This is a genomic window from Desulfitispora alkaliphila (genome assembly GCF_050433185.1).
GTDB lineage: Bacteria > Bacillota > Desulfitisporia > Desulfitisporales > Desulfitisporaceae > Desulfitispora > Desulfitispora alkaliphila.
Genome location: NZ_JBNPXS010000007.1, coordinates 17,436 through 37,845 on the forward strand (window position 1 = coordinate 17,436; position 20,410 = coordinate 37,845).

The window sequence follows — 20,410 nt, forward strand, 5'->3', positions numbered from 1 at the left end:
CTACTCTATACAATCAGGACAAACATCTGCCCATTCACCAATTATTTTCTTACTCTTCCAGCCAAGGTCTCCTCTAGCATCTACAGCATCTTGAAAAGTTTCAAATTCCTCATCTGTAACTACTCCGCATATATCACAAACTAATGTGTATTTTCCGTAATCCTTAGATATCATCTATATCTCCTCCATTTCTTACAAGGGACTCTAGCTTTTCAATAATATCAATGGCATCTTGCATGGTTTTTCTTTGTAGATGGTCAGCCTTTATGTTTTCTAAAGACTCAATGATATAACCTAATTCCGTTTTTACTTTTTCGATTTTTACTTTTTCTAATTTATCCATCTATATCTCCTCCATTTCTTTATCTTTTGACCGGCTGTCTTTCTATTAATCCTTCTGATAAAAATCGCACTCAAACCCATCTGCATCTAAAGGTAGTCCATTTGCCCACTTAGGATTTATGCTCATAATTTTGCAAATTTCCTCTACGCTGGACTTGCCGTTTTCCACCTCACAAATGACCTCATCATGAACATGGGCTACGATACTAAACCCTGCTTTATCAAGCCTTAGCATGGCTTCTGCTAGTAAATCCCTTGATGCAGCTTGAACAATATTCTCAACAATCTTAGGTCCATAAGTCTCTATCCTCTCCCACTTTTTCGTGGTCCCTATCCCTTCGTAGGTAAGACCTTCTCTTCCAAATTTATTTAGAATTAGCTTTGGTTTTACATAAACCAGGTCTCTTCCAGATGGAAGGGTAATAAAAAGCATGCCACTTTTATAGGTGAAGAGGATTCCATGGGTTCTTGTCCTAGTTCTTTCCTTAACAGCTTTAATGGCCATCTTGTCTACTTTCCACCAGAAGTTAACGATGTGGGGGTTAGCCCTTCGCCAGTTATCAATAAGTCCCTGAAGTTCATGTTCCTCTACTCCCATTTCTAATGCGCCCATGGATTTAAGTGCTCCAACTCCTCCGCCATAACCACAGGCCAGTTCCGAGATCTTCCCTTTTTGCCTTAGGGGACTACCCTTTGTGATTTCATCTATGGGAACATGAAACATCTGAGATGCTGAAGCTTCATAGATTTTCCCATGGGATTTAAAAACTTCAATCCTCCACTTTTCACCGGCAAGCCAGGATAGAGCTCTGGCTTCTATAGCTGAAAAGTCAGCTACGATAAACCTGTGGTTTTCTTTAGGGATAAAGGCGGTTCTTATCAATTCTGATAGGACACCTGGGGTATTTCCAAATAACATCTCAAGGTCATCAAAGCGACCTTCTTTTACTAAATCCCTAGCGAGCTTTAAATCTTTTAGATGGTTTTGGGGTAGGTTTTGAACCTGGACTAGCCTTCCTGCAAATCGCCCAGTGCGGTTGGCCCCATAGAACTGAAATAATCCATGGACTCTACCATCTGAACACACTGCCCTTTCAATGGCTTCATATTTTTTAACACTGGTCTTTGCCATAAGAAGTCTAAGCTTTAAGGCTTCCTCTACCTCTCCTTCTGTTTCACTTACCAGCTCTTTTACATTTTTCTTTGAAAGACTCTCAACTTCTACGCCCCTCTCCGATAACCAATCCTTAAGCTGGGATACGGAGTTCGGATTTTCAAGTCCTGTCAGTTCATAGGCTTTTTCTGTGGCTGCTACAGTAAACTGTCTGTCACAGGATATGGCCTGCATGACGAAATCCATATCTGCTTTAAATCCTCTATCGTTAATGCGCTGATCTAGTTCATATAGAGCTTGTTCTGAATCTTGTATTGGAAAGTCTTTTATTTTTTCTCTGATGGCTAGTTCCACCTCAACGTCTCTAATGTTGTACTCTTTAAATAGATCCCACTTATCTGGTGCGTGAATGGGTAGGTTTCTACTTCTTCCACCATTGGCTGCTGTTGGTTTACAGGGAATGCAAAAGTATCTTATAAGGGGTTTGCCTTCAGCCATTTTCTGTACATCAAGTCTTAATACTCTAGCTACTCCCTCTAGGTGGAGAGGAAGTCCAAGCATTGCTGCCTGAACCTCACTGCATCTCCAAGAGGATGGATCAAGATACACATTCTTACTGAGTTTTCTACTGAGATATCTCATAAGAGCGACCCTTTCAAAATTGGCATTAAAAGCTGTTTTGATGATGTCGTTACTTAAAATAGCTTCTATAATTTCATCTGGCATTTCTTCTCCACTGGCTAAGTCAATAAGATTCACCGGACCTTCATCCATGCTGTAGGCAAAGAGAAGAATGTCGAAATTTGGACTATCGGTGTAGCGGTAAACACCACACTTTCCTAGGTCTATATCTGAAAATGACTCGATGTCGATGGATAAAGTTTTCATGGGTTTACCACCTCCTCTCTTTTTACAGTGTTAGGCCAAGAAATCATCGTCTGCTTCGATTTCAAAGTCATCTTCTGCTCTGCTCTTTCCACCCAGTGGCTCACCGTCTTTAAGCTTTTGCACGTTGCCAAGTCCCGCTGCAATTCCTCTATTGCCATTAACATTAAAAGCATATAGATTAAGGCTGACCTTCCCGTAACACCCTGAGTAGACTTCGCTTCTATCAAGGATGGGCTGTACCTTTCCATCCACCACTTGTGGTGCATCTTTTGAATTGGCGTTAATAAAGTAGCACCCTTCATAGTTGGGATCATCTGGTCTATCGATATCTCCATCTCGAAGAGGAGTTTTAAGATTAGCTGGAATCTTCCCTCCAAACTTTACCGCTCCTTCTTGCTTTGCAGCTTCTACAGCCTTCATGATGGAGTTTACGGTTTTCTTATCCGTCTTATGGATAATGATGGAAACGCTATACTTTGGATCACTTCCATTGATACTTTTTGGCTCCCAAACATTCACATAGCTTAATCTTCCTGGTACGACTACCTTCGTTTCTTTACTCATATTAAAATCCTCCTAAATTTTGTATTTGTTTTTGCTCTACTGAGCTTGTTTACATTTAAAACTGACATTTGCATTTACTCTTCCACCTGAAACTCTGCATGAATTGGATCTATGGCCTCCCGCTTATCGGTCTCAGAGACAAGGGTTAGTTTCCCTTTAGGCTTTTCCACTAAGCTTCCAAGTAGTTCATTAAACTTCTTTTTCCCCATAAGCTTTTCCATCTCTGTTATGGTAATCAAACTCTGTTTAAAGATGTCTGTGTATCCAGCCTCTTTAGCAGCTTCAGCTACTGCAGTTTCATCGGTGTACTTCCTTCTGGTTCTACCTTCTACCAGCTTAAATCCATCCCACTGCTTACCTTCGTTAATGGCTAGGGCTGTAGCGTAGGTGTAGATATCACTGGCCCATTTCGATAATTCCTCTGCAAGACCTATGATTTCTGCAATCTCTTCATCTGTTAAAAGTGTTGGGTCTTGGAATTCATATTTTAGAAGTTCTAAATTTTTAACTGCCCTAGCCCTACACTGATTCTTCGCCCGACAGAATCTACAGTGATCACCAGCACAAAATTCCCCGCCGCCGGTACTGGCTAATAATGCTTTAGGTTTTAATTCTTCTTCAGCCCACTTAAGAAGCTCCTCTACCGGTATCTCCCAAGTGGAAAAGTTATCTACCCTAGGTTGTACAATAGCCATGGAAACCCTTTCAATGTCGTAGAGCATGTCGAATAAGGATAAAGCTCCCAGTGCATAAAGCATCATCTGCGGATTCTTTTCAGCTGATACGATAACACCTCTCCCGTATTTCAAATCCACTACATGAAGAGTTCCATTACCTACTACAACTAGGTCACCGGTACCGAAGCCTTCTGGTACATAGTCGCTGAAGTCCAGTTTCTGCTCGATTAAGATTTGAAGGTCCTTACAATTCTCTTTAGATTTTTCTATCAGTTCTAGACAGTACTCCACATAAAGATCAGTCATCTCATCCATCTCATCTGAGTGATATGGGCTAGTAGGCTTTTTAGACCGCATCTTCAGAGCTTTTTTAAGTTTATGTTCAGCTAGGTCATGGGCTGCTGTACCCTCTTCTGCATAGGTGCTGGTCTCATTTGGAAACTGCTGTTCTAACTGAGCTGAAGGTGGGCAGTTCATCCATCTATGTGCTCCTGATGCAGAGTAGACGGAATGGGTGTTAGAGGATCCACTCATTTGATTTCACCTACTTCCTTAAGGGCAGCTCTATAATGCTTAGGGTCGAGAGATGACAGATTATTTGCTCCGTATTTTGTGATAATGGCTTTCACCGCCTCTCTATGACCATCTCTACTTTTATCTGCCATAGCCGCTCTAACTTCTTCTAGGGTCGGTTCCTTTTCTTCTACTGCCTTTTCTTCTGCTACTTCTTCTATAGGTGCTTCTGCTTCAGGTTCTTTTGCTTTTGGCTTTGATTTTTTCTTTGTTTCCTTTACTGGATCCTCATCCTCTAGGTTAGGACCATTTGATTCCATGGCATGAACCAAGGTCTCAATACTGTCAGCAAGTGCCTTAAGGTCACTTACCACTTCCAGTGCAAGCTTGATTTTACTCATCCTTCAGATCTCCTTTCTTTTCTATAAAATCCTTTGTGACTTCTTTTAATATGGGAACGAGGTCCTTCATCTCCCAGGGTGTGTTTCTTTCTATGCCATCTTGAAGCATCTTCTCTCTGCCAAAATGTCCATAGACGGCAAACTGCCTGTAAATAGGTCTTTTAAGGCCAAAGGATTTTATAATGGTGCCAGGTCTCATATCGATTAAGGCTTTTATGATTTCTGCCAAAACTTCATCGGGCATTTTACCTGTTCCAAAGGTGTCCACTTTAAAGGACACTGGCTTGGCCACTCCAATTGCGTAAGACACCTGCACTTCACATTCCTTAGCCAAACCTGCTGCCACGATGTTCTTTGCAATGTATCTGGCTAAATATGCTCCTGAGCGGTCTACCTTTGTTGGGTCTTTCCCTGAAAAAGATCCCCCTCCATGACGTCCTTTACTGCCATAGGTATCAACAATGATTTTTCTACCAGTAAGACCTGAGTCTGCTGCAGGACCACCTAAGACAAACCTTCCTGTTGGGTTGATTAGAATATCCGTATCCTTATTTAAAAGCTCATGAGGGATGACTTTTAAAATAACCTCTTCCATCACATCTTCTCTAAGCTTTTCAATGTCAATGTCCTCAGTATGTTGAGTGGAAACAACGATGGCTTTAATGAATAAAGGATTATTCTTTTTCCCGTATCCTATGGATACCTGGGCCTTTCCATCAGGCTTAAGATAAGGAAGTTCTCCTGTTTTTCTAGCTTCAGAAAGTCTCATGCAAAGCCTATGTGATAAGACTGCTGTAAGAGGCATTAACTCCTCTGTTTCATCTGTGGCATAGCCAAACATCATTCCCTGGTCTCCTGCTCCGATTTCTTTTTTATCTACTCCTAAAGCGATATCCGGTGACTGGGTGTTAAGATTTACAAGCATTCTGTAAAAGTCACCATCTGTAGCAAGTTCATCTGCCCTGTATCCGATGTCGTAAATAACATCTTTAATGATTTTTCTATAATCCACCCTGGCATCTGTGCTAACCTCTCCAAAGACATGAATGAATCCATTAGCAGCTGTAACTTCTATAGCGGTTCTAGCGTTTGGGTCTTCTTTAAGCAAAAGATCCATAATCCCGTCCGCGACTTGGTCACACATCTTATCAGGATGGCCCTCTGTAACCGATTCAGAGGTAAAGATATATATTGGTTTTGTTTTCATTGATTTGCTCCTTTCGTTTTTGGTTTTTCTCTTTGCTCGTCTTCGGATTCTTTTTCAAGATCTACCAGCCGATTAGCTAGTCTTTTTGATACAATGCTTATGGCAGTTAGTACACCTACCATTTCTTCTTGAAGTTCTTTCGTTGCATTCATTTTCTCTTCTCCTTTCTTTTGGGTCATATCTAGCTCACCTCCTCCACTGCATAACCCCCTTCACTTACTAGCCGATTATCAGGGGGGTCTGGTAACTAGAAATTTAGTATTTTTTTAAATTCCTTTTATAAGAAGCCTAAAAGTCTCTCTACCTTTAGGTGTAATAAGGGTTTGAGTGCCAACCCATCCGGTTTTATCGTTTTTAGCTTCTTTAATTTCAAATAGGCCTGTGTTTTTATCTGCATAAGGTTTCAGCTTCCCTTTTTGGTCTCTGTAGATATACTTCTTTTCCTGTAGGAATTGAATGAAGCTCTTTTCCTGAACCTTAAGTTCCTTGGCAGTATCTCTAAAGTTTGTCAGTAGGTTTCGGTCCACCAGTTCATCAAAATACTCTGCCTTTGGCTGCATTGCAATATTGGCAACTAAGAGTCTGCTGTTCTCCACTTCCAGATGATTAATTTTGTGTTCAGCCATCTTTAGTGCCCTAGACATAATCATCTCAGGCGTGTTCCAGGCTTTTTCTATGGCTAAAAAATATTGCCTGGCTTGTTTGCCTTTTTCCGACCTTTGAATCATGCAGATTTCTTTTGCCATAGGAATCGTAAGTTGATGGTCCATAATATCCGTATAAGGATTCTTAGGATTATTGGTTGCTCTTTTTTGAGCCACCAATGTGAAGTCCTGATTTTCAGTGAATCCATACTCTGTCATCCTCGGAAACCAGTCCTTATATTTGGTCTTCACCTCCAAAAACTCATGAAGCTCTCGGCCTGATACCGTTGGTTCATCTTGGGTGTAATTTACTCTCATTAACTCGTTCATCTTTTCATCACCTCGATTTATATTTAAGGAGTGACCCCCTCACTTCTTAGCCAATGGGGAGGCCACTTTGGTAACCAACTTTTTAGAAAAACTTTCTGAGCTTGTCCAAAATTTTGTCTCTACGCTTCATCACAGTTACATGGGAAGTGCTATTTTTCTTAGCTACCTCCCGAACTGTCATATCTTCATAGAAAAGGTCATGAATCAGTTCCTTCTCCTGTCGATCTAGCTCTTTCATGGCTTCTTGTAAAATAAGGAGCATGGCCTTATCAACAACTAAATCTTCTACTGATAGCTCGTCCTTATAATCAGCACCAAGATCCATTAGGCGCTGAAGGGAATCCTCTTTATTAGGTACAAAAGTGACTTTTTCATTTTCCATGTCCACTTCAATGCGCCCAACTTTTACATCTTCTTCTAGGTATCTCTGGCGACGTTTCATTTTGTAGTACTCCTTATAAAGCTCATCACTCACAGGCACTGCAATTTTTCCAATCTTAATCTCTTTACTCATTACTTGTTCCTCCTTGGAATTTGGTTTGAAAGTTTATTACTGGCTGAAATGGCTTATCTGCACATGCAGCTTAAAAAAACGCTAAATAAACAAAAAAAATAGCCGGACAACCGCTAAAATTAATTAGCGATTATCCGGCTATTTGGTAGTTCAGGTTCGACTCCGTTGCTCGGTATGAATTGCACTTGTTACATTGCTCTTACCTTTATTCGATTGTCTTGGAAAGTCACATCTATGATTCTTCTACACTTAGGGCATTTAATCATTAGTTCTCCATCTTTTGCGACTACTAAGTCCAGCAAACGTTTATTATTGCAATTTGGACACTTAATTTTCTTAGCTATAATCATCACCTCCCTTTTCTTCGTCTTGTTAGCGTTCTTGCGAACACTAAGGGTAAAAAAATATAGTTTGTCCGCCTCCGTCTTGTTAGCGTTCTTGCGAACATAACCTTTTAAAAAATAACAGCACAAAGATAGATCATGCCGTTATGTTTTTAATAGCTCTATGCCTAATGTCTTAATACGTATTTCTGCCGCTTGTTTGGAAACATGGAAAGTGTCTGCAAGCCCGTCAATAATGAATTCATTAATAATACTTGGGCTAAACCCTAACCACATTGTATCATTAATTTTAGAGCCTACATTAAAGCTCGACTTAAATTCCATAGCCTTTCTTTTAAACATTTCTGCAGGCATAAGGATTGCAGCAGCTAAATTATCTGCTTGCCACTCCATCCACTCCTCCGGAGATTTTGGGTTATAAGTCTTTTCTTTAGGGCATCTACAAGCCTTTGCTAACGATTCATCGATTAACCCCATCATCGTGAATCGAAGTTTGTGGATATGCCAATGCACGATTTCATGAGTAATTGTAAACCGTTCACGGCCTCTATTGCTCACATCGCTTATGTCACTCTCTACCAGTAATGTTCCTCTTTTATATGGCCTTAAAACATATTGACCGCTTTCTTGATCATATAACTTAACTGCACCATCAGAGAAAATCATCATCCCCAACGTCTCACAGGCTTCATCAATATTGACATAATCAATCTCTAGGTCCATCTTTAGCTCTGCAATATCTTCAACCGGCACAGGCATTGGATCTTTTAATGCTTCTGGACAATACTTTCTTAGAAATTTTGTAGCCTCTTCATCCATTTCTCTCTTGCTAATAACAGGCACAAAATCGCTATTTAACCTCATAGGCAATCCCCCCTTTACTTGTTATAAGCTTCAATACTATTAATTGAAAAATCCTCCAACGATTGACCCTCAAACACTGCACTGCAGTTTAACTGAAACCACTGAGGAACAGACTCCTGAATTGATTCTCTGGCAAAGTAATCACCAATTTCAATATCACAATTTACAAGAATATCAAATTCAAAGTCATCATCTTCTTGGTTAAAGTTAAACACCCGCAGTATTTGAATATCATCTAGTGACGCTTCCAATACCTCATGAACCACATTAGCTCTCATAGTAAGATCATATTCATCATATTTATTGGTAATTTCTCCATTCAAAGCGTCAAATATCTCCTGATAAAAATCCCTTTGTAGTATCTCTTTAAAGAGCTCTGTCATATGATTTTCCCCCCTTACTCTTCATCATCCAGTGCTTTAATAAAGTCTTCCCATGCCTTTTTAGTTGCATCGGTACCGCTTGTTTCAGACTTTTTACGTGCTTTTCTTAGGGCAGTTCTTGCTAGGTCACTTTCCTTGATGTAGTCAGGTAAATCCATCGGTATTTCATCTCTGTCTTCAGAAGCTAAATCTACCATCATATCAATCTCACCATTAGATAAGCCTAGTACTTTTGCTAACTCATGAAGTATATTGAGGTTAGGTGGATTTCTCCTCCCCTTTTCAATATCGCTCCAATAAGCGGGAGATAGATCTAGCAATTCTGCCATACCCCTTAGACTTATTTCTTTCTCTTTTCTTTTTTTTGCGATAAAATCTCCAAATTGATTAGGACTCACAAAATTCACCTCCATTCTATCTTGCTGCAACTAATATCATTATTAGCTGCTAGCTGCCTTTCTATTTCATATTAAAGAATATTGCTGGCGATCTTGTTGGTCTTTTATGAACCCTAGATTTTTAAGACGTATTTTTGCTGCTGTAACAGATACCTCAAAAAAGTCAGCCATTTCATAAGCCATTGCCTCAGCCCATAGGTCCGTTTCAAAGTCCGTACCTAATCGATAGAAGTTTTTATCTATCTTTGCCGATTTAAATTTCTCTTTAACTAAACTACTAAAAGCTTTTCTTGGCATGAGTAAAACAGAAGCCATATAATCAGCTTGCCATTCCATCCACTCATCATCAGTTACCAATTCCTTTTTCCCTTTAGACTCAATGTCAGAAGTTCGACATTTAATGACAGGGAGTTTCTTCTCTTCCATTTCTAATGCTTCAAATAGAGAAATCTGATTTTTATTTTCCAAGTACATCTGCCTATGCAATAACCAATGAGCTGCTTCATGGGCTAAAGTAAATCTCCCACGCCTTAATTGGTCGCTCTCTAATAAAGAATTATCTATAAGCACTGTTCCTTCATTTACGGTCATTCTCACTGCTTTCTCGTTTTCAGCATCATATACTGGAATTCGACAATCATTAAAAACTGTCATTCCCAGTATAGATCCATCATGAGTAAGATCCTGATAGTCCATCTCTAATTCAGCATAGTTTTCGATAAATAACTCCACGTCTAAAACGCCTGGACTATTTACAAGTTTTGGTTTGTAAGAGTGTATAACTTGTTCTGCTATATCTTCAATCTCTCTTCTTGAGAGAATAGGCACTCCATTTTTCTTGGTTCTAAAATCCAACGAGATCAACTGACCACCCCTTTCAAGATTGCGTGTATGCTTATTTGCTAACATTGTATCACGAAAATATCCTCTGTGTCAATTATTTCACAGAAGATTTTTCCATAATTTTTTGGTGTAATAGGGAAAGCTGGATTTTATCATTGTTTCCCTAAACAACACTTCTTATATTTTTTACCGCTGCCACAAGGACATGGGTCGTTTCTTCCAATTTTCTGTTCCGTCTTCATGTCGATTACATTAGATCCACCAAACTCAAATGGCTCATCAGGAAGTGGCCTTAAATGAGGCTTTTCAAATTTCTCAAAGATTTCATTCGGTGTATGACCATTGTTCTCCCAGAGTCTTACATTATTAGAAAGGTCCATCACTAGCTGCATGACTTTGTTGACTTGATTTTCGTCTTTGAAATTTACCTCAAAGGTATTGAACAGGTCAAATATCTGCTGGATATTGGGACCTTCTATACATTCCCATCTTATATTTTGGCATAGCATCTCTGCTTTTTCAAAATTTCCGCCGAAGAAATTCTTCTCAGCGTATTTCAATAAATCATCATACTGCTTTGGCTTTTCATAGTAAATCATGTTTGAGTACTTAAGTAGTTCTTCCTTGTCCGGAATATAATATGGCTTATCTGCTTTCTTCTTCCGCATTGACTTGAACTCTTTGTCTTCTATAATGGTCTCATGAACAAAATGATCTTTGTAAGCGTAGACATACTGCTTACTCATATCTTCATAGAAATACACCTCAACATCATCGATGCCAACCTGGTCCTCATTCTGGCTATTATAAATTTCTACAACTAGCTCAGCAGGAACCTGACCATATAAATTTGTAAGTGCTAAAATATACTGCTTTATTAAATCCATTACATGAACTCCATTTGTTTGTGTAATATTCCGACAACTCCACCTAAAACAAAACGGACACAGTTGCTTATTTATCTATGCCCGTCCTAGGGTGTCTACTCATTACTTGCTGCAACCTCAGCCCAATATACTTCTTCCATCTCTGATACACTCCTGCGACATGGTCTGAGAAGATCATTCACCTTTTTCACCGGATTAAATGTGTTTAGTGGCACTTCAACAAATAGGGTATTCCAGTTGTCCATTGCCCCATTCCAAAGTCCTGGGTGCTCTAGTGCTTTTATGTCTTTTCCCTTATAAGTCTTCTGGCTTATAAAGTACCTTTCCTCATTTACATATTCAAGCAAGTTAAACTTCTCTCCCTTATGATCTTTCACAAAACAGACAAGATCCACCGGATTAAAAAATTCTGAAGCGCTGAGTATTTTCCACTGTTTCTTATTATTAAGATCTATTTCTGATTTTTCACAGATCTGCAGGTCCGTATATTCACCATTATCAACAAGGAACGGACCTCCACCAGGCTCTCCTTGATTCTTAACGACTCCGCATACTCTAAGCGGTCTATTTAAAAAGAATAAAGCTTTATCCTTTTTCATTTCACCTTTAAAATTTAAATTAAGGTCTTTACTTATAAACTCCTTAATTTCAGCTATATCATAGTTATCTGATAATAACGCTTTAATATATCCATCAATTTTTTCTTTAAAAGCATAACCTATTGATGCAAGTTTTTTCTTTGAATTTACAGTATCTTCGATATAGTTCCTATGGCATACATTATCGATATTTTTTATGAATATGATGTTCCCATCTATATCATTTAAATTTTCAATTAAAGCACCATGTCCTCCTGGTCTATATAATATCGATCCATCTTCTAGTAAAAAAGGATTATTATCCAAATCTACAGCTAAGGTATCAGTCTTTGGTTTTTGGAAGGAGTAAGATATCTTTATATCTTCTCGTCCTTTTAAAACGGTTTCAATGTATTGATTAAAAAGTTCTTCGTGATTATTTGATATGGTGAAATGAAAATTTAAGCTACTAGGACATAAATACCTTTCACCCTCAAAGATATGCTCTTCTATGGGTGTTGTTGAGTAGCCCTTATAGGAATTCATTTTAATGACAGCCTTTGGCAGATTTCCATAATTCATGGTATTTAATATGTAGTCAATTATTTTAAGTCTGCCAGAAGTCTTGTTTTTGTCGATTTTTTCTTTTTTAATAAAGTCTTTGATTTCTTCATAAAAAGTGATGTATTCTAACTCATCAAAAAATTTATTGATCGATTCAGTATCTATTTTATCCTCTAAATATCTATAAAGATCTTCAAACATTCTAGTGGCCGCACCACTGGCAGGTATAAACTTTACGCATTTCAAGTTTGAATAGTCATCACTTATATGATCTATAGAAGTTAAATGATCTCTTGTTACTGCTGATGCTATGTTGACGTATTTTGCTCCCTTTTTAAACCTCTTTATGTTTTGGTCCATCACTATCCCCCCTCTTGTAAAAATAGCCCTAAACAGTGTTAGGGCTTTAAATATTTTATCTATTGTTCTGTTCAAATCTCCAAGCATCTCTTACCATATCTTCTATAGTTAACTCTGCTTTCCAGCCAAGTTCTACTTCTACTTTTTCAGCATGTGCATAGCAAGTAGCAATATCTCCCGGTCTTCTCCCTACTATCTCATAAGGAACTTTTATATCATTAACTTTCATAAAGGCATTAACAAGTTCTAGTACAGAAGTGCCTCTACCTGTTCCTAGGTTATAGATATTCACTCCATTATCCAAGTTCTCAATAGCTTTCACATGACCTTTAGCTAAATCAACTACGTGGATATAGTCACGAACACCCGTCCCATCAATGGTATCATAATCGTTTCCAAAAACATTTAATTTCTCTAACTGTTCTTTAGCCACCTTTGTCACAAAAGGCATTAGATTATTTGGAATACCATTTGGGTCTTCCCCAATCAATCCACTTTCATGAGCACCTACTGGGTTGAAGTACCTTAAGAGACTAACCGCAAAGCTAGGATTAGCATTTGATGTATCTGTCAAGATTCTCTCACTCATAGCCTTCGTTTCACCATATGGATTAGTTGTCTTTTTAAGCTCCATATTTTCTTTAAGTGGTGAAGGTTGATCCCCATAAACTGTTGCAGATGAGCTGAATACAAACTTACCAACGCTATATTTCACACACATTTTGCTAAGCACCATTGTAGAAACCAGGTTATTATAGTAATACTCTAGTGGCTTAGAAACAGACTCACCTACTGCTTTAAGACCAGCAAAGTGAATCACACCATCAATTTTATGATTAACGAAGATTTCCTCTACCTTTACTTCATCCGTCACATCGATCTGATAGAAAGTTGGTTTGATGCCTGTTATGGTGGATAGTTTTTCCAGTACTTCAACCTTTGAGTTAATCAGATTGTCAGCTATGATTACAGTATGGTTATTTTTTATAAGTTCTATTGTTGTATGGCTGCCGATAAACCCTAGGCCTCCGGTTACTAATATGTTCATGGTTGTGGTCACCTCCTAACGCTATTATAGTTTTTTTCTCTAGAATTTTATCTTCTATTCATTAGAGGCTTTTTTCTCTTTTAATGCTTGAGCTAAAACATCTGCCAAAATAGTTGATGATGTTCCTTGTGTATATGGAAAATAAACCATGTCTACTCCTACTTCATTAAACTTACGTTCTATCTCTGAATACATTGCTGAACCTTTCCAATCATCCCCATGGAAAATTGCTTCAAATTTAATTTTTTCCCATGCCTTGAACTTGTCCATATGAGTTTGTGGTACTACTTCATCAACATATTTAAGTGCTTCTACTATTGCAATTCTTTCTTCAAATGGAATAACTGGTGTTTTTTTCTTATAGCTTAAAACATTTTCATCCGTACTTACTCCTACAATCAAATATTCACATTGCTCTTTCGCTTTTTTTAGAATATTTAGGTGCCCAATATGAAACAAATCAAAAACTCCTGTTGTATATCCTACTTTATATTTTTTTGTCATTTTCAAAACTCCTCTCAATTTAGATCTTGCTTTTTATAAGTTCCATTATATTTACCATTTCATCCTCCATTAGTGTTTCTCCCATCAATGGTGGTATAGCCGGCCAATTTTCATCTTTCCAAGTTTTATCTAGAATTTCAATTGGTGTCTCATATCTTGGAAAAATGTGATAATGAACATGTTTATCAAACATCATTAACATTAAATAGTTAATAACATCATAGTTAAAAGCTTTCATTAACGCCGGTTCAATTACTTTGATAATGTTATTCAAATCAGCATATTCATCAGGCTTTAACTCTGAAAACGCAGGACATTCTCTTTTTAAAGAAAGAATTCCAGATCCAAGTGTCCCCTGATGCGGTCTTAGTGACCATGCCCAGTGCTCTGACTCATAAATTTTGTACTCATTAACTTTGAATTTTTCTTTGAATTCATTTAAGATAGACATTTTAACCCCTCCATTTAATTATTTTCTTTATATTTTTTTTAACTTCATTTGGTAATATCCTAGAAGCTATCCTTTTTATCAATGGTGGTTTAGGTATACACTTGTTAACAGCTTCATCAAATCGCTCATTATTTATGTGTTTGAAAAAGTCTTCATACTTTAGATGTTTTTTAGCTGGACGATTCAATTGAGCGTTACTTTCGATAACAAAGTCTAAGTCTACTTCTTTTAAACTCATTGTTTCTGTAAGTCCTTTTAGCATCTCTTGGCCTTTCGGAGTATTAACAAGAATAACAGATATCCCCCTATGAACATCATCTTCAGGATATAGTTTTTCAACGCCCCAAAAATCTGCCATTGTTATATCTGAGATCCGCTCTGGATTAGCATATTGACAATTATAACAAGATGGACGGTAAAATAATTCTCCATGAAATCCTTTTAAGTATAAATCCTCGTTTGGCTTATGAATAATATCCTTATTGTTAACTTTTACTTTTATGTTCTTAGAATTCCACTTGCCATTTTTATCTAGTACTTTATGTCGGAAAGTAAAATCTGTTATTTTCCCTTTATACTTTTCTTCAATATATTTGATGTATTTATCAAAGATGTTTTGACTCGGTACTCCATGGCAGACTAAGTCTAAACAAAATAGATTTTCGTAATCTTTTCTAAGAAATAGCCTTAAACCTGCAACCTGACAAGGGGTTCCTGTGAATAAAACTTTTTTTCCCTCTTTTAGAAAAGTTTCTGCTTGTTTAAATGAATTGTTTATATCACTTTGAACATATTTAGATTTTCTGTATTTTTTAGCTTCTTCGATAGATTCGGAATAAGAATGAATAACTTTAAATCTATCATCAAATTGAACACCAAAAATAGCAAAGTCTTCTTTACAATAAGTGTCAATAACTGATGTAAATACTCCTCCAGATGCACTAGCCATTAATGTATCTACGTTTTTATTTGCAGCGTAGTAAGCCTTTGGTAGACCATTAAAGTTAATATCTATCTTTTTCTTTTGCACAAAGGGGCAGACTTTTTCACATAACCCACATTCTATACATTTTTCTTGATTCTTAAAAGGATAGGTAAATCCTTTTTTATCTTTAATCATCGAAATACAGTCTGTAGGACATACTTGTTCACAAGCTTGACATCCACAACACATCTCTTCATTTTTAGAATCTAAATAAAACAATTTATCACCTCGACTTATAAGTTGCTGCTTTTTTTAGTCTTGCTTTGAACAATAGTTGTAATGGCCTTTCTGATTTCAACAAAATCTTGATATTTCCAAAAGATTGCTGCCATAATGATATTAAACAACAAACTTACAACCACAACTTCAATTATAAAACCACCCAATCCTGATATTGAAATAAATGAAACAACAAGCTTCATTAGAAAATATAGTGCTATGAATAACCCGGCAAAGAAGAAGTATCTAAAATAGTATCGCAAAGGACTTTTATCAAATCCGTTCCGATAGACCAGGATAGGATCAACAATTCCGGTAGTAAGTAGTCTAGCTATAGATGTAGCAAAAAATATACCGGCTATTCCAATTGTACTGCCTAGCCAAAATGATAGTATAATATTTATAATGGCAGCTGCTAATGGCGCCCATCTTCCCTGAACGAATAGACCCATGGTTACTCTGTAAGTATAAGCTGTGAAGTGAACACTGTTTACATAGAAATGAAGGACAATGGCAAATACCACTAAATCTGAAAAAACAAAGGCTTCTCCTATCCATAAAATAATGAGCTTGTTAAGAAATAAATATAAACCTACTGCACAAAAGCCATACATCCAGGCAGATACAAAAAATATCTTATTGAAAGCTCTTTCCTTCGTTTCCTTAGTTCCTACAGCGTTTAAATTCCCTACACTTGCAGTAAATCCATTCATAATTTGTCCAACAATAGCTGTCAGAGCTGAAATAATAAGGACATAGTTTGAGTTAAGTCCAACAGCTGTAATACCAATAATTGCTGAAATAATTATATTGTCAGTTCCATTTAAGACCACAGATCCAAATTTATATAAAAATAACGCCTTAACATTGGCAAATATTGAAGATTGTTCTTCTTTTTCAAGATTTTTTGCCTTTCCTTCTTTTAAAAATGGGTACATCTTATCTGCTTTTCTGGAGACATAAATATTGTTCAGTAATGTTGTAATAATTTGTATAACTAAGAATATTAGATACTGACCTGTTATCCATAGGAAAAGTATTTGAGCTAATGTTTGTCCTATTTTGAATAACTGCTGATAAAATAAAACTACATAGTTTTTTTGATCTGCTGTTATGATTGATTTTTTATACACAAAGAAATATGAAAGGGAAGTGTTTAATAAAAATAGCACATAAATTAACGTAATACTTTCGCTTATATTAGGTGCATCTTTGATAATAAAGTCCATAAAAGGTATTACTATTAAACCTGTAATAAAAACGAATAGTCCGATGGCTTTATAAGCTTTTTCATATAAAGCCATTAATGACTTTATCTTCTCTTTATCGTCCATCGCTAAAGGCTTATACATCCCATAAATTATAGCATTTCCAATACCAAGTTCAGCAAATGAAAGTAGCATTAATATGTTTGTAAAAAGTCCATTTATACCTAGGTATTCAACTCCTAAAACATAAATAAAAACTGTTCTACTTATAAAACTTAATATAATATTTACTATTTGACTTACTAAACCAAATGAAGCATTTTTAGCTGTATTAGCTGTTCTTGAGTTTTGCAATTGATCTCACCTTAATTCTCTGCATATTTGCCTAAGTCTATATGGACAACATCATGTCCGCTATTTCGTTTTTCTTCTGGAGGTAATTTCATATAGTCCCCATATAAACTTTTTAAAATAACTTCCCACTTAGCTGGAGCCATAAACTGATGCCCTTCAAATTCTAGATATGTTCCTTCTCCATATACATCAATAGGAAAAGTTTGCTTTCTCCAACCGTATTGGCTTCCGAAATTTGTAACATATTTGCAATCTTTATCATTTTCATATTCATAAATATAGTCTATTAGTTTATTATAGAAGCTTAAAGGCAACAAAAAAGTTAGAGGTCTTATAATTTTAGCTAATATTTTTTTGTTCTTACTAAGATGTTCAGTATGATTATTTCTTACAGTTCTTAACGTCAAGATTTTATTTGTAAAATTAACTCTAAAATCTAATTTTTTTTCATTTTTTTCTTTGATTTTATCTAACGGAAATATATCAATAAATATACCGTGATGCATATTGTAATTTTCTAAGTGTCCTTCCATGAATTGCGTTCCATTTACTCTGACCTTTGTTATATACCTTGGGTACTCTGGATCCGTATTGAAGTTCTGAACAAAGTACTTGTTACTTTTTTCTTCTATTAATATTTGTATTAATTTATTATAATCATCTCTCATCATGCCTATGTCAATATCGTCATCCCAAGGTATAAATCCTTTATGTCTTATAGCTCCTAATAAAGTTCCACCTACTAAATAGTATTTCAAATTATGCTGCTTGCATAATTTATCAATGTGTATCAATATTTCTAGTTCTATGTCTTTTAACTTTTCTATTGTATTATTATCCATAATTTCTCCTTAATTCAAAATATTTATGTTACATTAAACAAAAATAATAAATTAAAACCTTTGTATTTATATTCACTCTAATTAATAAATTTTAGTTACTACATTTTTATATTTAAGTTAATCTAACTTTCAAAGTCCCACCTCAATCAAAATATAATTAATTCTTTCTACTTTTCATAATAATTTTAAATATACTCATACTTAAACTAAACCCAAAGATTTTGCAAGCCAATGCTGTTTTTCTGTTCATAGAATTAACGGCATAATTTAGTAACTCTTTATTCTTCTTTAGTTCAATAATCAAATCTTTCTTTTCTTCTTTTTTTAACAACCCACCATATCTTATGGCAACAAAATAAGGACTTGCTAGATTTTTCATCATTCGACTATATTCATTTTCTGTTACATCATATTTTTTTAAATCTTTACACCAATATCGTGCCACATAAATCATGTCTTTTAAATTTTTTAAGTTATACGTAGATGTAATTTGTCCTTCTCTTTCTAATCTATAAAAAATAGGTGCATGATCAAAGTAGCATACAGTTGAAGCAATCAAAAAAAGCTTTGGAACCCATAAGATATCCTCAAAGTTTCTTCCTTTAATAAAAAAATGGTCGTTTTCAATAATCAGCTCTTTTTTTATGATAGACCACCATACTCTCCAGGGATATTCAATATGTTTTTCTAATATATAATTTAAAGCATTTATGCCTTTTACATTGCTTAACTTTGAAGCATCAAAATTGTACTTTGCTTCGCTATAATTTCCAGTTTTCTCATAATAATACTTATTCCTAAATATTACATACTCTGGTTTTTTGTTTTTTTGTAAAAAGTTCACTAATTCTTCTAAAAAATTATATCCCCAATAATCATCAGAATCTAGAAACATCAAATACTCACCAGTTGAATTTTTAATTCCTTCATTTCTAGCATCCGATATTCCACCATTTTCTTTATCAATAACTTTTATACATGGATGATTTTCAGCAAACTCATTACATATATCTAAACTGTTGTCAGGCGATCCATCATTAACTAAAATAATTTCCATATCTTTATATGATTGTGCTAAAACACTTTCTATACATTGTCTTAAATATTGTTCAACATTATAAATGGGAATTATTACACTTATTTTCATATTGACCTCCTTCTGTTACTGATTTTATGGCTTTTTACATTCAAAGAACTCACTCCATAACAAATAAAAAAAACAAACATACTTAACTTATATAACATACCTTCTGTCATTGAGGTTAATAAAAATGTAATTGTAATGCTTAGCGGCATAAATTTATACTTATCGTTTATATTAAGAGTTGCATATTTATATCCCTTCAAAGTAGCTTGTACTATGAATATTAAAAAAAATATAGTTGGCAAGCTACCATATTGAGCTAATATACTTATAAATGTATTATGAGCTGTTACTGAACCTTCAAAAAAGCCACGCCCATGCCCAAATAACTTTTGTTCATTAATTGCTCTTATCCAAACATCTCCTCTTCCGTCAGTTAAATCATCTGACCTAAACTCAAATTTAGATAAAATTTGGGCACTAAAAAGTTCTCCTATTGGAGTTGCTTGAAAGATAAATATCGTAAAAACAGCAAACAAGACAACTACAACTATCCCTCTTTTAAATGGTTTAATTTTAATTCTACTCTTGTTAAAAGATTTTTTAATTAAAAGCATAAACAGTGAAAAAAATAATAATACAGCTGTTAATACAGCAGTCCTACTTCTTGTGAAAATCAATAAAATAAATAAAAATAACAATAAACTAGTTTTCACCAAAATATTTTTAGTATAAATTTTTTCATTTCTAATCAATTTATTTTCTAATGTTGAAATAATTAATGAAATCTCAACCGCAAATATTGTCACTAAAACTAATCCTAACGCATTTGGATTGTAAAACATCCCTTGATACGCATTATACCAATTTAAAACTAAGCCATTTATAAGAAGAGGAATGATTATTAAAGGGTAATGTGAATATAGAACTGATTTAGCAATAAAACTGTTTATTTCTGTTGGTTTGTAATACTTACTTAATATATTAGGTAATAAAACTGAACATACAGTAAATGTAAGAAATAAAATTCCGGCTCTCACTAAAAGTACAGTATCTGCATTAACTAAAGCTGAAATAACAGATAAAAATGTAAAAATATAAAAAACAACTATCGCTGGATAATCTACTTGTATTTTTATGTTTTTAAATATTGAAATAACAATTATAATTAGCAATGGTAATGCTAGTAAAATCGGTTGTAAAAATGCCCATTTATTTGTGTAGAAAAGCGTTCCCGACAAAAATAACATACTTAAAGATAAAAATATAACTTTATTTCCTATTAATCTTGTATTCATAT

General features: G+C 35.4%; 25 protein-coding genes. All 25 read right to left on the reverse strand.

All coding sequences use genetic code 11. The annotated features are described in order from the left end of the window. A complete protein-coding gene (locus GGQ84_RS04075; protein ID WP_429159516.1) occupies nt 1–174 on the reverse strand; it encodes a hypothetical protein in 174 nt (57 codons plus the stop codon). After that, nucleotides 164–343, reverse strand: a complete 180-nt coding sequence (locus tag GGQ84_RS04080) for a hypothetical protein (protein ID WP_429159519.1) — start codon at nt 341–343, stop codon at nt 164–166. The genes GGQ84_RS04075 and GGQ84_RS04080 overlap by 11 nt, the downstream gene beginning before the upstream one ends. Before the next feature lie 45 nt (nt 344–388). After that, nucleotides 389–2,344 carry a DNA polymerase gene (locus GGQ84_RS04085; protein ID WP_429159521.1) on the reverse strand — a complete coding sequence of 652 codons (1,956 nt, stop codon included), beginning with the start codon at nt 2,342–2,344 and terminating at the stop codon, nt 389–391. Between the two features lie 30 nt (nt 2,345–2,374). After that, complete coding sequence (locus GGQ84_RS04090; RefSeq protein WP_429159524.1) at nt 2,375–2,908, reverse strand: DUF2815 family protein; 534 nt, start codon at nt 2,906–2,908, stop codon at nt 2,375–2,377. A gap of 74 nt (nt 2,909–2,982) precedes the next feature. Then, entirely contained in the window at nt 2,983–4,119 is a 1,137-nt protein-coding gene (locus GGQ84_RS04095; protein WP_429159526.1) for a DUF2800 domain-containing protein, read from the reverse strand. After that, nucleotides 4,116–4,499 carry an rRNA biogenesis protein rrp5 gene (locus tag GGQ84_RS04100; RefSeq protein WP_429159529.1) on the reverse strand — a complete coding sequence of 128 codons (384 nt, stop codon included), beginning with the start codon at nt 4,497–4,499 and terminating at the stop codon, nt 4,116–4,118. The genes GGQ84_RS04095 and GGQ84_RS04100 overlap by 4 nt, the downstream gene beginning before the upstream one ends. After that, a complete protein-coding gene (metK, locus tag GGQ84_RS04105; protein WP_429159532.1) occupies nt 4,492–5,706 on the reverse strand; it encodes a methionine adenosyltransferase in 1,215 nt (404 codons plus the stop codon). Before metK ends, GGQ84_RS04100 begins: the two co-directional genes overlap by 8 nt. Further along, entirely contained in the window at nt 5,703–5,885 is a 183-nt protein-coding gene (locus GGQ84_RS04110) for a hypothetical protein (RefSeq protein WP_429159535.1), read from the reverse strand. Before GGQ84_RS04110 ends, metK begins: the two co-directional genes overlap by 4 nt. Before the next feature lie 87 nt (nt 5,886–5,972). Continuing rightward, nucleotides 5,973–6,680, reverse strand: coding sequence for an antA/AntB antirepressor family protein (locus tag GGQ84_RS04115; protein WP_429159538.1), 708 nt, complete (start codon nt 6,678–6,680; stop codon nt 5,973–5,975). A gap of 82 nt (nt 6,681–6,762) precedes the next feature. After that, the gene (locus tag GGQ84_RS04120) at nt 6,763–7,194 is read right to left on the reverse strand and encodes an RNA polymerase sigma factor (protein WP_429159541.1); all 432 of its coding nucleotides are present in this window, start codon (nt 7,192–7,194) and stop codon (nt 6,763–6,765) included. Between the two features lie 188 nt (nt 7,195–7,382). After that, nucleotides 7,383–7,544: a hypothetical protein gene (locus GGQ84_RS04125; RefSeq protein ID WP_429159544.1), complete on the reverse strand. Its 162-nt coding sequence runs from the start codon at nt 7,542–7,544 to the stop codon at nt 7,383–7,385. Nucleotides 7,545–7,682: 138 nt separating this feature from the next. After that, entirely contained in the window at nt 7,683–8,402 is a 720-nt protein-coding gene (locus GGQ84_RS04130) for an ImmA/IrrE family metallo-endopeptidase (RefSeq protein ID WP_429159546.1), read from the reverse strand. 14 nt (nt 8,403–8,416) lie between these two features. Beyond that, nucleotides 8,417–8,785, reverse strand: a complete 369-nt coding sequence (locus GGQ84_RS04135; RefSeq protein WP_429159548.1) for a hypothetical protein — start codon at nt 8,783–8,785, stop codon at nt 8,417–8,419. Nucleotides 8,786–8,799: 14 nt separating this feature from the next. After that, nucleotides 8,800–9,183 carry a helix-turn-helix domain-containing protein gene (locus GGQ84_RS04140; protein ID WP_429159551.1) on the reverse strand — a complete coding sequence of 128 codons (384 nt, stop codon included), beginning with the start codon at nt 9,181–9,183 and terminating at the stop codon, nt 8,800–8,802. A 66-nt stretch (nt 9,184–9,249) separates the two neighbouring features. Beyond that, entirely contained in the window at nt 9,250–10,047 is a 798-nt protein-coding gene (locus GGQ84_RS04145; RefSeq protein WP_429159553.1) for an ImmA/IrrE family metallo-endopeptidase, read from the reverse strand. Nucleotides 10,048–10,178: 131 nt separating this feature from the next. After that, nucleotides 10,179–10,913 (reverse strand): YecA family protein, encoded by a 735-nt coding sequence (locus GGQ84_RS04150; protein WP_429159556.1) that lies wholly within the window; start codon nt 10,911–10,913, stop codon nt 10,179–10,181. A gap of 95 nt (nt 10,914–11,008) precedes the next feature. Then, on the reverse strand, nt 11,009–12,502 hold the full coding sequence (locus GGQ84_RS04155; protein ID WP_429159559.1) for a DUF4301 family protein: 1,494 nt from the start codon (nt 12,500–12,502) through the stop codon (nt 11,009–11,011). Continuing rightward, nucleotides 12,471–13,463 carry a UDP-glucose 4-epimerase GalE gene (gene galE, locus GGQ84_RS04160; protein ID WP_429159562.1) on the reverse strand — a complete coding sequence of 331 codons (993 nt, stop codon included), beginning with the start codon at nt 13,461–13,463 and terminating at the stop codon, nt 12,471–12,473. The genes GGQ84_RS04155 and galE overlap by 32 nt, the downstream gene beginning before the upstream one ends. A 54-nt stretch (nt 13,464–13,517) precedes the next feature. Beyond that, nucleotides 13,518–13,967: an FAD synthase family protein gene (locus GGQ84_RS04165; protein WP_429159564.1), complete on the reverse strand. Its 450-nt coding sequence runs from the start codon at nt 13,965–13,967 to the stop codon at nt 13,518–13,520. Nucleotides 13,968–13,986: 19 nt separating this feature from the next. Continuing rightward, the gene (locus GGQ84_RS04170) at nt 13,987–14,418 is read right to left on the reverse strand and encodes an HIT family protein (protein ID WP_429159567.1); all 432 of its coding nucleotides are present in this window, start codon (nt 14,416–14,418) and stop codon (nt 13,987–13,989) included. 1 nt (nt 14,419) lies between these two features. After that, complete coding sequence (locus GGQ84_RS04175; RefSeq protein ID WP_429159569.1) at nt 14,420–15,622, reverse strand: Coenzyme F420 hydrogenase/dehydrogenase, beta subunit C-terminal domain; 1,203 nt, start codon at nt 15,620–15,622, stop codon at nt 14,420–14,422. Nucleotides 15,623–15,636: 14 nt separating this feature from the next. Continuing rightward, nucleotides 15,637–17,184 (reverse strand): lipopolysaccharide biosynthesis protein, encoded by a 1,548-nt coding sequence (locus GGQ84_RS04180; protein ID WP_429159571.1) that lies wholly within the window; start codon nt 17,182–17,184, stop codon nt 15,637–15,639. A gap of 11 nt (nt 17,185–17,195) precedes the next feature. Then, the gene (locus GGQ84_RS04185) at nt 17,196–18,026 is read right to left on the reverse strand and encodes a LicD family protein (RefSeq protein ID WP_429159574.1); all 831 of its coding nucleotides are present in this window, start codon (nt 18,024–18,026) and stop codon (nt 17,196–17,198) included. Nucleotides 18,027–18,183: 157 nt separating this feature from the next. Then, the gene (locus tag GGQ84_RS04190; protein ID WP_429159577.1) at nt 18,184–19,173 is read right to left on the reverse strand and encodes a glycosyltransferase family 2 protein; all 990 of its coding nucleotides are present in this window, start codon (nt 19,171–19,173) and stop codon (nt 18,184–18,186) included. Beyond that, complete coding sequence (locus tag GGQ84_RS04195; protein ID WP_429159580.1) at nt 19,170–20,408, reverse strand: O-antigen ligase family protein; 1,239 nt, start codon at nt 20,406–20,408, stop codon at nt 19,170–19,172. Before GGQ84_RS04195 ends, GGQ84_RS04190 begins: the two co-directional genes overlap by 4 nt. Nucleotides 20,409–20,410: the final 2 nt, after the last annotated feature.